Source organism: Streptomyces sp. NPDC028907 (genome assembly GCF_055564995.1).
Genome location: NZ_JBVHVE010000011.1, coordinates 307,328 through 321,150, shown reverse-complemented (window position 1 = coordinate 321,150; position 13,823 = coordinate 307,328). Strand labels below are relative to the sequence as shown.

General features: G+C 71.9%; 10 protein-coding genes. 6 read left to right on the top strand and 4 right to left on the bottom strand.

The features are described from left to right. Nucleotides 1–14 precede the first annotated feature (14 nt). From ACZ4UU_RS31480 to ACZ4UU_RS31465, 4 genes are read right to left on the bottom strand one after another with little or no spacing between them, the layout of a single operon-like run. The gene (locus ACZ4UU_RS31480; protein ID WP_471906779.1) at nt 15–1,217 is read right to left on the bottom strand and encodes an SGNH/GDSL hydrolase family protein; all 1,203 of its coding nucleotides are present in this window, start codon (nt 1,215–1,217) and stop codon (nt 15–17) included. Then, a complete protein-coding gene (locus ACZ4UU_RS31475; protein ID WP_471906778.1) occupies nt 1,214–3,577 on the bottom strand; it encodes a glycosyl hydrolase family 95 catalytic domain-containing protein in 2,364 nt (787 codons plus the stop codon). The genes ACZ4UU_RS31480 and ACZ4UU_RS31475 overlap by 4 nt, the downstream gene beginning before the upstream one ends. Nucleotides 3,578–3,618: 41 nt before the next feature. Then, complete coding sequence (locus ACZ4UU_RS31470; RefSeq protein ID WP_471906777.1) at nt 3,619–5,421, bottom strand: alpha-galactosidase D; 1,803 nt, start codon at nt 5,419–5,421, stop codon at nt 3,619–3,621. Nucleotides 5,422–5,453: 32 nt separating this feature from the next. Further along, nucleotides 5,454–6,632, bottom strand: a complete 1,179-nt coding sequence (locus tag ACZ4UU_RS31465) for an ROK family transcriptional regulator (RefSeq protein ID WP_471906776.1) — start codon at nt 6,630–6,632, stop codon at nt 5,454–5,456. A 217-nt stretch (nt 6,633–6,849) separates the two neighbouring features. Between ACZ4UU_RS31465 and ACZ4UU_RS31460 the strand changes: the two genes are divergently transcribed. From ACZ4UU_RS31460 to ACZ4UU_RS31435, 6 genes are all read left to right on the top strand, one after another. After that, a complete protein-coding gene (locus tag ACZ4UU_RS31460) occupies nt 6,850–8,115 on the top strand; it encodes a serine hydrolase domain-containing protein (protein WP_471906775.1) in 1,266 nt (421 codons plus the stop codon). An 89-nt stretch (nt 8,116–8,204) separates the two neighbouring features. After that, a complete protein-coding gene (locus ACZ4UU_RS31455; RefSeq protein WP_471906774.1) occupies nt 8,205–9,620 on the top strand; it encodes a CAP domain-containing protein in 1,416 nt (471 codons plus the stop codon). A gap of 65 nt (nt 9,621–9,685) precedes the next feature. Then, entirely contained in the window at nt 9,686–10,363 is a 678-nt protein-coding gene (locus ACZ4UU_RS31450; protein WP_471906773.1) for an AIM24 family protein, read from the top strand. Nucleotides 10,364–10,568: 205 nt separating this feature from the next. Then, the gene (locus ACZ4UU_RS31445) at nt 10,569–11,669 is read left to right on the top strand and encodes a tetratricopeptide repeat protein (protein ID WP_471906824.1); all 1,101 of its coding nucleotides are present in this window, start codon (nt 10,569–10,571) and stop codon (nt 11,667–11,669) included. Continuing rightward, a complete protein-coding gene (locus ACZ4UU_RS31440; RefSeq protein ID WP_471906772.1) occupies nt 11,666–12,700 on the top strand; it encodes a polyprenyl synthetase family protein in 1,035 nt (344 codons plus the stop codon). Before ACZ4UU_RS31445 ends, ACZ4UU_RS31440 begins: the two co-directional genes overlap by 4 nt. A 137-nt stretch (nt 12,701–12,837) precedes the next feature. Beyond that, nucleotides 12,838–13,797: a threonine/serine dehydratase gene (locus ACZ4UU_RS31435; RefSeq protein WP_471906771.1), complete on the top strand. Its 960-nt coding sequence runs from the start codon at nt 12,838–12,840 to the stop codon at nt 13,795–13,797. Nucleotides 13,798–13,823: the final 26 nt, after the last annotated feature.

The window sequence follows — 13,823 nt, the reverse complement described above, 5'->3', positions numbered from 1 at the left end:
ACGCCCGCTCGGCTTCAGCGGTCGGTGTCGCAGTCGAGGGCCGTCAGGTCGACGGCGTCGGCCATCGCCTGCATCCCCTTGTCGTTGGGGTGGATGTGGTCGCCGCCGTCGAGGGCGGGCAGCATGCGTGCGGGGTCGTAGGGGCTGCGCAGGACGCGGTCGAAGTCCGTGACGGCGTCGAACAGGCCGCCGGTGCGGACGAACGTGTTGACCTCCTGCCGTACGGCTTCGGCGGCCGGGTCCCATTCGTGCCAGCCCTTGAAGGGTCCGACGGTCGCGCCGACGACGCACTTGCCGGCCGCGTGCGCCCGCTCGACGATCTCGCGGTAGCCGTCGATCAGGTCGTCGGCCGTGACGCCCGTGTGGGCCTTGATGTCGTTGACGCCCTGGAAGAGGAACACGGTCCGTACGCCCGGCTGGGTGAGGACGTCGCGCTCCAGCCGGTTCAGGGCGCTCTGGCCGGGGCCGTCCGCGAGGACCTTGTTCCCGGAGATCCCTTCGTTGGCCACGCCCTTCACGGCCGTGTCCGTGCGCTGCAGGCGGCGGGCGAGGTAGTCGGGCCAGCGGCGGTTCAGGTCGGCGGTGGACTGCCAGCCGTCGGTGATGGAGTCGCCGAGGGCGGCCACCGCCGCGGTGCCCTCGGGGGCGTGTACGGAGACGGCGTCGAGGTAGAACCAGGAGCCGGTCGGGATGGTCCAGGCGGCGCCGCTCTCCGCGGCGGTGTGGTCGCCCTGGGTCGCGTACGACGACTGCAGGGCCATCCAGTGGCCGCTGGCCGGGCCGCCCGCGTCGGGGCTGTGGAGGCTGACGACGAGGTCGGTCGCGGCGGGCAGCCTGCCGGGCAGCGGGTCGCTCCACACGGTGTCGCCCGCCGGGACGGTGACCGTGCGCGCACCGCCGAAGGTCATCCGGCGGTTGCTGCCGGGCCGCAGTTCGGCGCCCTGTTTCCGGATGCCGGCGTAGACGCTGTCGAGGGTGAGCGGCCGGTCCCCGAAGGCGTTGGAGAGCCGGACCCGGACGCCGGTGCCGCCGACGCTGGTGTGCACGACGAGCCGGTAGCTGCGGCCGGCTACGCCGTCGGCCATCCGGTCGGCGCTCGCGGCCCAGGTGACGACACCGCTCGGCGCGGCGGTGGCCTCGGCGGGCGCCTCGGCGGCCTGGGACTGGCAGGCGACGACGGTCAGCAGGACGACGGCCGACGGAAGCGCGGCCCTCACCGGGTGAGGTCCCGCAGTGTGACAGAGGCGCCGGGCCGCAGGGTGACCGTGCGGGACACCTCGCCGCACACGACCGTCGTGGTGCGGCCGCCGACACTGTGGATCCGCGCCTCCGTCGGTTTCCCGTCGCGCCAACGCAGGTCGACCTCGAAGCCGCCGCGCGCGGCGCCCCCCTCGACGAAGCCCGAACCGGCCCAGGCGTCGGGGAGCGCCGGGAGGAGTTCGATGTGTCCGGGTCGGGAGTACAGCAGCATCTCCATCATCGCGGCCGGGGTTCCGAAGTTGGCGTCGATCTGGAAGATGCCCCGGCCGCGTTCGACCTCGTAGATGTCAAAGAGGTTGGGTGCCGTGCCGTTGCTGCCGCCGGTCGAGGGGCGGAGGTTGTCGACGACCAACTGGTAGGCGTTCTCCGCGTTCTTCAGACGGGCCCAGCACAGGCCGCGCCAGGCGTTGGCCCAGCCGAAGCTCTCCATGCCGCGCGCGGTGAGCAGGGCTGTTGCGCCGGTGACGATGTCGGCGGGGGTGGAGCCGTCGGGGCGGATGCGGTCGCCGGGGAACAGGCCGACGAGCGGGGAGAGGTGCCGGTGCGTGGTCTCGCCCAGGTTGTCGGGGGACATCCACTCCTCCAGCCAGCCGGTGGTCTCGCTGACCTGGGGCAGGTACAGCTTTCTGCGCAGTGCGGCGATCGTGGCCGCGTGGCCCGTGTCGGTCCGCAGTTCGGCCGCCGCGGTGCAGTAGCTGCCGAAGAGCGCCCACACCAGTTCCTGAGCGTAGGTGATGCCCTTGGCGTCGAGCGGGCCGTGCTCCGGGGACCAGTCGCTGTCGGCGATCAGCACCTCCTTCGACGTGCCGGGGAGCGTGGTGGTGAGCAGCCGCGCCTCCCAGAACTCGCAGGCGCCCTTCAGCAACGGATAGATCTTCTTCAGGTGCTCTCGCGACCCGGTGTACTCGTAGTGCTCCCACAGGGTGGCGCACAGCCAGGCGTTGCCCGCCGGGTGCCACCACCAGCCGCCTCCGCCATGGGGGTTGGTGGAGATGGCGACGGTCCAGCCGGCGTTACGGCCGGTGGAGTTGCGGTAGCGGTTGCGCGGGTCGTTGAACAGGCGGCGGGTGGTGTCGGTCCAGGACGGCAGCTGGGCGAGGCAGTAGTCGGTGAGGGCGTCGAAGCACGGGGACAGGCCGGTCCGGTCGGCCATCCAGTAGTTCATCTGGAGGTTGATGTCGGTGTGGTAGTCGCCCATCCAGTCCGGGTCGTTGCCGTCGAGCCACAGCCCTTGCAGGGCGAGAGGCAGGCTTCCTCGCGATCCGGAGATCATCAGATAGCGGCCGAAGTGCACGTAGGCCGCTTCGAGTTCCGGGTCGGGCACGCCGTCCCGGGCGCGCGCCCGGAGCCGTTCCCAGGTGTCCAGGGAGCGCTGCTCGGCGGACGACGTGCCGAGCGCGAGGTCCATGCGCCCGAACAGGGCCTGGTAGTCGGCGACATGGGTGCTCAGCAAGGTGTCCACCGAGTGGGTGGCGGCGTCGCGGACCTTGGTGCGGGCGAGCCGGTGCGGATCGAGGGACGGATCGCGGTAGTCCCTCGCCGCGTCCGGCGCGTAGTCGGTGCCGCCGCTCACCACCACGGTCAGGTCCCGACACCCGGCGAAGTCGATCCGCGAGCCGCTGACGGTGACCCGGCCGCCGGAGCCGTACGCGGTGACGGCTGCCCCGTAGCGCAGCCCGTTCGGCAGGGCCGCGCCGAACGACACCGAGGCGTCCTCGCCGTGCGTGCCCTCCAGCACGACGGTGCCGGTGTGGCGACCGCCGCCGCTCTGCGTGAAGTGCAGGACGATCACGTCGTCGGGCCGGCTGGCGAAGATCTCCCTCCGATACGTCACCCCGGAGCGCGTGTACGACGTGGTCAGCAGCCCCTTCGCCAGGTCGAGGGTGCGGCGGTAGCCGTGGACGGCGGACAGGTCGTGGTCGGGGAGGTCGACGGTGAGGCGGGCGAGCAGCGTGAAGGAGCCGAAGTCATCGCGGCCGTAGGGGAACTGACCGTCGGCGTCGAGGGTGTCGTTGAGGCCGCCGGTCCACATCGTGGCGTCGGTGATCAGGAGGAGTTCGCGGCCGGGGTCGCCCGCGACGAGGGCGCCGAGGCGGCCGTTGCCGACGGGCAGACCCTGCTCGATCATGGAGTGCTCGTCGGCGGGGGCCTGCCACCAGAGCCGGTGACGTGAACTCCCTTGACCGACTGTCGAGTTCGCGGGACGCATGGGCGCGGCCGACGCGGTGAAGGCGGGCAGCGCGGTGAGGGCTCCGCTCGCCGCGGCGAGGGCGAGCAGGCCGCGTCTGGGCAGGCGGGGGGTGGGGGTGGTGTCCATGGCGGGCTCCTGGCGGTCGTGGGCGGGCGCCGTGGGTGTGTTCAGGACGACTTCGGTACGTCGATCCGGTCGATGTCGGGCGCGTAGCCGCTGCCGCTGTCGAAGGTGATCGTGTTGGCCCCGGCCTTCAACCTGACCGGCACATGGACGCTGTTCACCGTGGCCCAGTCGCCCGTGGACGCGAACTTGTGCGAGGTGGCGCCGCCTTCGCCCGCGGACACCAGGATCGACCGGGAGTCACCGCTGACGTAGGCGACCTTGATCTGGTAAGTGCCGGCCTTGGGCACCACGACGTCATGGACGGTGACCTTGCCGCCGGTGTAGAGGTTGCCGACCTTGCGGCCGTCGGAGCAGGCGGCGCAGTCGGCGACGGAGGCGTTGCCGCTCAGGGTGCCCGCCTCGGCCTCGTGGGCGGTCCAGGCCAGGTCCGTGCCGCGCGGGGTGACGGTGAACAGGCGGGAGCCGTGCGCGGGGAGGGCCTCGGTGATCCTGTCGGTGTGGCTGCCGAGGTTCTCCTTGTTCCACACGTCGCGCACCGAGGCCCTTCCCTTGAAGCCGAGGGTGGACCAGTTCGCGGTCACGGCGGCCGGTGCGTCGGAGAGGTTGAACAGGGCGACGGTGTAGGTGCCGTTCGGGTTCTTCGCGGCCCACACCTGCTGCGGGTCGGAGGCGGTGACGGGCTCGGCGGGCGGGGCGCCGCTCTGGTTGATCGCGATGACCTCGCGGTCGGTCAGCAGCTTCAGGCCGTAGGAGTCGAGCCTGGTGAGGTCGTCGCCGGTGAAGAGAGGTGACTTGGCTATCGCCCAGAGGGTGGCGTAACTCTGCCGCTCGGCCCTGGTGAGGCCGTCCATCTCACCGTTGCCGACGTTGAGGGAGTCGAGGTCGTTCCAGCCGCCGGGGCCCGCGTGGCCGGTCCAGGCGGGGGCGTCGTCCCAGCGGTCGTCGACCGAGTTCTCCCAGCTGACCAGGGTGTTGCAGTAGCACTCGACGTCGGTGTCGATGCGCCAGCCGTTGGAGTACTTCTTCCAGTCCTCGACGTGCCCGTAGTCCAGGGACCAGGACAGCTCCAGGTGGATCGGGCGGCCGGCGGTCTTGATGGCCTGCTGCCAGGCGGCGACGTCGGCGACGTTGTTGTAGTTGTCGCCGCTCTTGAACGAGCCGGGGCCGACGCCGTCGAGCTTGAGGAAGTCGTAGCCCCAGTCGGCGAAGAGCTGTGCCTGGGAGTCGATGTACTTCTGCGCGCAGGGGTCGGAGAAGTCGATCTTGTATGCGCTGTCCCAGCCGTTGGTGGTGCGCAGGTCGTCGTGGACGATGTCGGCGGTCGTGCAGCCTTCGGCGTTCCAGACCGGCGTCTTCCCGTCGCCGTACGCCCCCTTCTCCAGGCCGACCGGGAGGTAGATGCCGGCCTTGAGGCCCTTGGCGTGTATGCGGTCGGCGACGGCTTTCATGCCGCTGGGGAAGCGCTCGGGGTCGGCCTGCTGCCGGCCGTACTGGTCGAACCGCGGCTTCCAGGACCAGTCCATCCACCAGCCGGCGTCGATGTTGACGTACTCGTAGCCGTACTTCTTCAGCTTGGCGGCCATGGCGTCGGTCTGCTTGAGGACGTTCGCCTCGGAGAGGTAGCTGTAGTCGCCCTTCGGGTTGAGGCCCGGGTACTTCGACGACTGCATGGTCCAACTCGTCCAGCCCATGTAGGGCTTGGCGGCCACCGAGGTGGTGGCCGGGGGCGTGTTGGTCTCGGCCCGGGCGGTGGGGACGGCGGCGGTGACACCGGCGGCGAGGGCCAGGACCACCACGGCTCTCAGGCTGCGTGCGGGCAGGGCGGAGTACGAGGATGACCGCATGGGTCGTACCTCCAGGGTGTGTTTCAGCGGCTCTACCGCTGCTGGTCGGCTCTGATGAAGGACTGGATCGCGGTGGCCGCGGCCCCGCGCGCCCACTCCTCGAAGGGCAGCGGGCGGATCTGTACGTCGCACTCGGCGGCGGAGCCGAACGCGGCCGCGGTGAACGTGTCGCGGATCTGATCCGCGAACAGGTCGTAGGCGGCGAGGCCCTCGCCGGAGATGATCACCCGCTCGGGGCCGAGCAGGTTGGCCACGGTGGCGATACCCCGGCCGATGGCCTCGCCCGCGCGCGCGTAGGCCTCGCGGGCAGCGGTGTCGCCCTGGTGGGCCAGTTCCACGGCGGCGGCGGTGTCGGCGACGTCGACGCCCGTGGTCTCCCGGATCCGGCGGACGATCGCGGCGTCCCCCGCGATGGCCTCCACGCAGCCCCGGTTGCCGCAGTGGCAGGGCGGGCCGGCCGGGGCGACGGTCACATGGCCGATCTCCCCGGCCACGCCCTGCGCCCCGGCGACCACCCGGCCGTGCACCACGAGCCCGCAGCCGATGCCGGCGCCGACCGTCACCACGGCGAAGTCGGACAGTCCCACGCCGGCGCCGAACCACTGCTCGGCGACGGTGAGTGCCCGTACGTCGTTGTCGACGGTGACCGGCAACCCGGTGGTCGCGGCGGCGAGTTCGGCGAGGGGCACGTCCCGCCACTCCAGGAAGGGTGAGTAGCGGACGACGCCGGCGCCGCGGTCCACGTCGCCGGAGACGGCGATGCCGAGGCCGAGGACCGGTACGCCCGAGTCGGCTGCCTTGGTGAGGAGTCCGCTGGTGAGCTCGGCGACCGAGGCCAGTACCTCCTTCGGCTCCCGGTCCGGGAGCGGGGCGTGCCGGGCGACACGGATGCGGCAGCACAGGTCGGTGAGCACGCCGATGATCTCGTCGCCGGTCACCTTGACGCCGATGAACAGCGCCCGTCCCCCGTCGACCCGCACCGGGTTGGCGGGGCGGCCGAGGGCCGGGCGGGCCGGTTCGTCCGCGTCCTCCACCAGATAGCCGGCCTCGATCAGGGGGCGTACCGCCTTGGTGACGGCGGCCGGGGACAGTCCCGCCCGCCGGGCCACCTCGAGTCGGGTCAGCGGCCCGTGGGACAGGACCGTGGTGAAGATCTGCGAGGCGGCCGGCGTGTTCGCCGGGAAGGTCTCGGCGCGGCGGGTCGAGGACATGCCCGGAACCTAAGGCACTTATTTTCCGCCGTCAATAAAAGAAGCGGAATTCGTTCACGACCGCTCCGGTCGGCGATCGAGGACTCCTACTCGGTGATCAATGTCTGTCCAACTGTGCGTCGTCTGTGGCGATGTGACGGGATGCGAGAAGGTTGCCCCGCACGAAGGTGATCGTTCTCGTATGGGCGACACGTCGACAGGAACGGGAGGAAGCCGGATGGTCTCAGCAACGGTGGTCAGGGGTACGGCGATGGCGACGGCCCTGGTGTCGCTCCTGGCGGTGCCCGCACACGCCGTGTCCGGGGCCGGGAAACCCGGCGCCACCACGGTCGAGGCCAAGGTCGGCGCCAAAGCGGGTGCCCTGCCCGCCCCGGACGTCACCGGCGTGTGGAACGTCCTGCGCACGGCGCGGCGGCAGGGCGCGCCCGGCGCCATCGCCCGCCTCGACGACCACGACTCGGTGCACTGGGCGGCCGTCGGTGTGGCCGATCGCAAGACGCGGCGCGCCATCAGCAACGCCGACCGGTTCCGCATCGGCAGTGTCACCAAGGTCTTCTCGGCCGTCGTCCTGCTGCAACTGGCCGACGAGAAGAAGCTGAAGCTCGACGCCCCGGTCAACCGCTATCTGCCGGGGCTGCTACCCGACGACCGCATCACGGTGCGGCATGTCCTCAGCCACCGCAGCGGCCTGTACGACTACACCAACGACATGTTCGCGCGGACGGTTCCCGGCTTCGAGGCGGTCCGCGGCAAGGTCTTCAGCTACCGGCAGCTGGTGAACCGTTCCCTGAGCAAGCCCCGGACCACCGGGCCCGGCGGCGCGTACTCCTACTCCAACACCAACTTCGTCGTCGCCGGCATGCTCATCGAGAAGCTGACCGGGCACTCGGTGCGGACCGAGTACCAGAACCGGATCATCGAGCCGCTGAAGCTGACCGACACGTTCTATGTGCACCCCGGCAAGAAGATCCCCGGCCGGCACACCCGCGGCTATCTCACTCCGGACGCGGCGGGTGCCGCACTCGTCGACGCCACCGAGCAGACGGTGTCCTGGGCGCAGAGCGCGGGTGCCGTCATCTCCAGCACACGGGACCTCAACACGTTCCTGTCGGCGCTGCTCGGCGGCCGGCTGACGTCCAAGGCGCAGCTGGCCCAGATGCAGCGGTGGGTGCCGGCGGGCAGCACACAGGCGTACGGGCTCGGCCTGCGGCGCCGGGACCTGTCGTGCGGGGTGTCCGTGTACGGCCACACGGGCGCCGTCCAGGGCTACTACACGTACGCGTTCGCGTCGAAGGACGGCAAGCGCAGCCTGGCCGCGCTCGCCAACGCCTCCAACAACGGCGCGCTGCACAACACGATGCTGACCACGCTGGAGTCGGCGTTCTGCGGCAAGCAGGCGAAGAAGTCGGGACGGGCCACCACGCCCGTCGAGCGGCACGAGGACATCGCACCGGGAAACCCGCTGGACCCTGACGAGGACTGAGGGCGCGCCTCGGCCGGGAACCCTCGAGATCCGGTGCGCGTTGTGCGGACATCCCCACCGGATCTCGAACCACCGACCAGGACGGCCCGATGAGCGAGTTGGTTCCCGGGGGCAATCTGCCCCTTCCGGGCGGCAGCGTGACCGTCCGGGTGCCCGGCCCCTTCGACGTGTCCGCGCTCATCACCGACGACAGCGGCAAGGTCCGGGGCGACGCCGACTTCGTGTTCTACAACCAACCGTCCGCGCCGGGCGCCCGGCTGCACGGCGACGCGCTGACCGTCGACCCGCCGCGCCTGCGCTCGGGTGCGACGCGGGTCACGGTGGTCGTCAGCCCAGCCGACCCCGGCACTCCCCTGGGCCGGCTGCCCGCCCCCGCGCTCCAGGTCACCGACTCCGGCGGCCGCCCGCTCGCCCGGTTCGCCCCGCCGCGCCCACGGCAGGAGACGGTGCTGCTGCTCGCGGAGCTCTACCGGCGTGGTGGCGGCTGGAAGCTGCGGGCCCTCGGGCAGGGATACGCGGACGGGCTGGCGGGCCTCGCGCGCGACTTCGGAGTGGACGTCGTCGAGGACGCGACGCCGACTCCGGCCGGCCAGACACCCGCCCCTCCCCCACCCGCTGGCTCCTCCGCTCTCACGGCCGCCCCCGTGCCCGGCGCCCCGCCGATGCCCACCGCACGGCCCACGATGCACACCCTGTCCGCCATCACCGCCCCGCACGCCCCGTTCCCCGACCGCGACGGCTTCCTCGACCTGGCCAACTCCGCCCGTACCGCCGCCGGTTCACCGCCTGTCGCGCTCGACGCCCGCCTCGCCTCCGCCGCGCAGGCCCACGCCTCCGCCATGGCCGCGGCAGGCCGGCTCGGCGTGGAGGGCCCTGACGGCCTCTCCGTGTACCAGCGCGTCACCGGCGCCGGGTACGCGTACCTCACTGTCGGCGAGCACCTGGTCTCCGGCCCGCGCACTCCCGCCGAGTTCATCGCCTACTGCCTGCGCACCGAACAGCCCCGCCGCACCCTGCACGACCCGGCCTTCACCCACGCCGCCGTCGCGTACGTCTGCGGCGGCCGCTCGGGCGACACGTACTGGACGGCGCTGTGGGCCAGACCGCTCGCGCCGGGCGACCTGCCGCGCACCGCGACCGAGGTCGTCGACCTGACCAACCGTGAGCGGGCCCGGGCCGGGCTGCATCCCCTGTCCGTCGACCCCGCGCTGACCACCGCCGCACAGGCCTACAGCACCGACATGGCGGCCCGCTCCTTCTACTCCCACACCTCGCCCGAGGGCACCCAGCCCTGGGACCGGGCGGCCGCCGCGGGCTCCCGGATGCGCACGATCGGTGAGAACATCGCGTGCGGCCAGCGCTCCCCCGGTGAGGTCGTGGAGGGCTGGATGAACAGCCCGGGCCATCGCGCCAACATCCTCAAGCGCGACTTCACCCACATAGGGATCGGCTTCGCGGGCGGCGGCCCGGCGGGCACCTACTGGACCCAACTCTTCGGCGGCTGACCGCCCATGGACGGCGACACGCCGCGATCTAGGCGGAAGGGAGCAGTCCGGGACAGGATGCCCCCATGAAGGGTGACCTCTTTTCCAGCGAGCACATGGTCCAGCCCGCCACAGCGCCGGGCATGACGATCGAGAACGCCAAATGCATCAAGTACGCGGTGAACGGCGAGATGCACGCCCGTCAGGGCGCGATGGTCGCCTACCGCGGCAACCTGCAGTTCGAGCGCAAGGGCCAGGGCGTGGGCGGCATGCTCAAGCGGGCCGTGACCGGTGAGGGGCTGCCGCTGATGGCGGTGCGCGGCCAGGGCGAGGCATGGTTCGCGCACGAGGCGCAGAACTGCTTCGTCGTCGACGTCGACCCCGGCGACGAGTTCACGGTCAACGGCCGCAACGTCCTGTGTTTCGACGCCTCGCTGTCGTACCGGATAGCGACGGTGAAAGGCGCCGGCATCACCGGCGGCGGCCTGTTCAACAGCGTCTTCTCGGGCCACGGCAAGCTGGGGCTGGTGTGTGAGGGCAACCCCCTCGTCATCCCGGTCTCGCCGCAGTATCCGGTGTACGTCGACACGGACGCGGTGGTCGGCTGGACCGCCGGCCTGAACACCTCGCTGCACCGTTCGCAGTCCCTCGGCTCAATGCTGCGCGGCGGTTCCGGCGAGGCCGTTCAGCTGATGCTGGAGGGCCAGGGGTATGTCGTCGTACGGCCCAGCGAGGCGACGCCCCAGAAGGCCCAGCAGCACTGATGCCGACCCGTGAGGTGATCTGCGCCTCACGAGCAACCCCGTCCGCCCGACCGACGTCTTGATCGACAACAGGTGAAGCCCTGGCCGCCCTTTCCGGCCAGGGCCGGTTTTCAACACTCTATACATGCCATGTATACCCGTGACGTATACGCATCATCTATACACACAGGGTAGAGACGGCGTGTATATCGATCGAGAGGCATCGATGTACGGCAAGGCATTCGCCCCGGAGTACCAGGGCTCCCTGACCAAGCTGTCCGTGAACTCCTCGCTGACGGACGTCCTGGCCGCCGGCACCGAGCAGCTGAGAGCGGCCGAGCGGGCCGGACAGCACGGCGAGGCGGCGCGTTCGGGGCTGGCGGTCGCCGAGGCGCACCGTCGCCTCGGCCAGGTCGGGGACGCGGAGCGGGCGTGGAAGGCGAGCTACCGCGCCGCCCGGGCGGCCGGTGACAGCGCGGCGATGGCCTGGGCGCTGTGGAGCGGGGGCACACTGGCCCGGCAACGCGGTGCGTTCCCGCTGGCCAGGCGGCTGCTTCAGCTCGCGGCGGACCTCGGTGAGCGCGGCGGCGACATCGTCGTACGCGGCTACTCGCTCGCCGGTCTTGCCGAGACCGGCCGCATCCAGGGCGACTACGAGGCCGTCCACCGGCTGCACGAACAGCTGCTGGCCGAGGCCCGGCGGCGCGGCGAGGCACGGCACACCGTGTGGGCACTGGAGGGCATCGCCCAGATCCATCGCAACACCGGCTCGTACGACACGGCGTACGACCTGTTCGAGGAGGCGGCCGAGATCGCCGCGCGCGCCGAGGACCGGCGCGGCCACGCCTGGGCGCTGCGCGGGCTCGCCGACATCGTGTCCGTACGCGACGGCGACACGGAGCGGGCGCTGGAGCTGCTGTCCGAGGCGGAGGCCGGCTGCCGCGCGATGAAGCTGTCCAGCGCGCTGGCCTACAACCACAAGATGCGCGGCAACGTCCTGTACCGGGCCGGTCGTCACGCCGAGGCCCGGGGCCTTTACGAGCAGGCGCTCGCGGAGTTCCGCGCCATGAGCGAGCCGCGCGGGGAGGCGCTGTCCCGGTTGGGGCTGGTCAAGGCACGGGCTCGGCTGGGCCGCGACCGCGCCGAGACCCTCGCTGAACTGGCCGAGCTGGCGGGGGTGCTGGAGCGGATCGGGCTGCGGCACGCCCGGGAGATGGTGGCGCGGGCGCAGGAGGAGTTCGGCGCCGTGGAGGGGGTCGCGGACGATGTCGCGGAAGGTGCCGGCGAGCGGGCCGTGGCGGGTGCCGGGGCGGTGGCCGCACGGTGACGACGTCTCCCTCCGCAGTACAGGCGCCCGCCGACGCCCGCCACGTCCTCGACCGCTGCCGCGCTCTGGTGCGGCCCGCGCTGCGGGAGGCCGTGGGGCGGACGCATCCGTGGGTCGGTGAGATGGCCGCCTACTCCTTCGGCTGGTGCGAGGTGGGCGGCACACCGGCCGTCGCCTCCGGCGGGAAGGGCATCCGGCAGGCCTTGGCCGTGCTCGGTGCCGAGGCGGCCGGTGCGCCCGGGCGGGTCGCGGTGCCCGCGGCGGTCGCGGTGGAGCTGGTGCACGCCTTCTCCCTGCTGCACGACGACATCATGGACGGCGACACCTCCCGGCGCGGCCGCCCCACGGTGTGGAGGGCGTACGGCACCGGGCCGGCCGTCCTCGCGGGTGACGCGCTGTTCGCGCTGGCCGTCGAGACGCTCGCGACGGCACCGGAGGGATCGCGGGCGGTACGGCTGCTGTCCGTGGCCTTGCAGGATCTGGTGCGCGGGCAGGCCGACGACCTGCTGTTCACGACACGTCCCTGGACGGGGCCGGAGCGCGTACGGCCGGACGAGTACCGGGCGATGGCCGAGCACAAGACGGGCGCCCTGCTGGGCTGCGCCGCCGCGCTGGGCGCCCTGCTCGGCGGCGCGCCGCCCGCGGCCGTCACCGCCCTCGACCGTGCCGGTCGGCATCTGGGCGTCGCCTTCCAGGTGGTGGACGATCTGCTGGGGATCTGGGGCGATCCCGAGGTCACCGGCAAGCCGGTGTACGGCGATCTGCGCGAGCGCAAGAAGACGTTCCCGGTGCTGGCGGCGCTCGACTCGCCCGCCGGGGGTCGCCTCTCCGGGCTGCTGGAGTCGGCTGCCGCGGATCCCGGTGAGGTGGCCGCGCTGGTCGAGGAGGCGGGCGGGCGCTCGGCCGGGCTCGCGGAGGCACGGCGTCATGTGACCGCTGTGGAGGCCGCTCTGGCCCATGTGCCGTTGGAGGCGGAGCCCGTCGGGGAGCTGCGGTCGCTGCTTGACTTCCTGGTCCGGCGTGATCTGTGAAAGCACAGTTCACAGGCTGGCGAGTGATCGTGGTGTCATCTTGGCGCCCTCGGTGAAACCGAGTTGACCGCGGCCCCCTCCCGAGTCAGGGTGCCAGACGGCGCGGACCCCGCCCCCACGCCGGAGAGGTGACTGCCATGATCGGGATCTCGGACGTCGAGGCCGCGGCCGACCTCATCGCCGGCCATGTCGTACACACGCCGACCGTGCCCAGCCCCGGTCTGTCGGCGCTGCTCGGTGTGCCGGTGACGGCGAAGCTCGAACTCCTCCAGCGCACCGGCTCGTTCAAGGCCCGCGGCGCGACGGCCAAGCTGCTGTCACTGAGCGACGCCCAGCGTGCGGCGGGGGTGGTCGCGGTCAGCGGGGGCAACCACGGCATCGCCCTCGCGATGACGGCCGCCGCCCTCGATGTGAAGGCCACCGTGGTGATGCCGCGTTCGGCGCCGGTCCGCGCCGTCGAGATCGCCCGGGACGCCGGGGCGTCCGTGCGGCTGACCGACGACATGGACGGGGCGTTCTCGCTCGTCACCCGGCTGCGGGACGAGGGACTGACGCTCGTCCACCCCTTCGACGACCCCCTGGTGATCGCCGGCCAGGGCGCCGTCGGCCTGGAACTCGCCGACGACGCCGGTGAACTCACCGACGTGATCGTCAGCGTCGGGGGCGGCGGGCTCATCGCGGGCGTCGCCATCGCCCTGCGGGCCCGACGTCCGGACGTGCGGATCTGGGGTGTGGAGACCGAGGGCGCGCAGGCCATGTCCGAGGCGCTGGCGGCGGGCGGGCCGGTGCCGGTTCCACTGTCGTCGATCGTGTCCACGCTGAGCGCGCCGGCCGTGTCCGGGCTGACCTACGACCATGTGTCCGCCCTGGTCGACGAGGTGCTCGTGGTACCGGACCGGGAGGCGGTGCGCGGCGTGCTCGATCTCGCCGAGCACGCCAAGGTGTGGACCGAGCCGGCCGCCGGCTGTCTGCTGCCCGCGGCCCGGCACGTCCTGGCGCGGGTCGGGGACGGCGCCCGGCTCGGTTTTGTCGTGTGCGGCGGCAACGCGACGACCCGGGACGTGCTGCGGTGGGCGGCTGATTTCGGACTCAGCTGAAATGTTTCGGCTCAATTCCCTCAACT

Bases quoted from the DNA above. Each gene is read 5' to 3' on its own strand.
- ACZ4UU_RS31450 (WP_471906773.1), top strand. From the start codon at position 9,686: ATGAAGGGTGACCTCTTTTCCAGCGAGCACATGGTCCAGCCCGCCACA.
- ACZ4UU_RS31460 (WP_471906775.1), top strand. From the start codon at position 6,850: ATGGTCTCAGCAACGGTGGTCAGGGGTACGGCGATGGCGACGGCCCTG.
- ACZ4UU_RS31475 (WP_471906778.1), bottom strand. From the start codon at position 3,577: ATGGACACCACCCCCACCCCCCGCCTGCCCAGACGCGGCCTGCTCGCC.
- ACZ4UU_RS31465 (WP_471906776.1), bottom strand. From the start codon at position 6,632: ATGTCCTCGACCCGCCGCGCCGAGACCTTCCCGGCGAACACGCCGGCC.
- ACZ4UU_RS31455 (WP_471906774.1), top strand. From the start codon at position 8,205: ATGAGCGAGTTGGTTCCCGGGGGCAATCTGCCCCTTCCGGGCGGCAGC.
- ACZ4UU_RS31435 (WP_471906771.1), top strand. From the start codon at position 12,838: ATGATCGGGATCTCGGACGTCGAGGCCGCGGCCGACCTCATCGCCGGC.
- ACZ4UU_RS31445 (WP_471906824.1), top strand. From the start codon at position 10,569: ATGTACGGCAAGGCATTCGCCCCGGAGTACCAGGGCTCCCTGACCAAG.
- ACZ4UU_RS31470 (WP_471906777.1), bottom strand. From the start codon at position 5,421: ATGCGGTCATCCTCGTACTCCGCCCTGCCCGCACGCAGCCTGAGAGCC.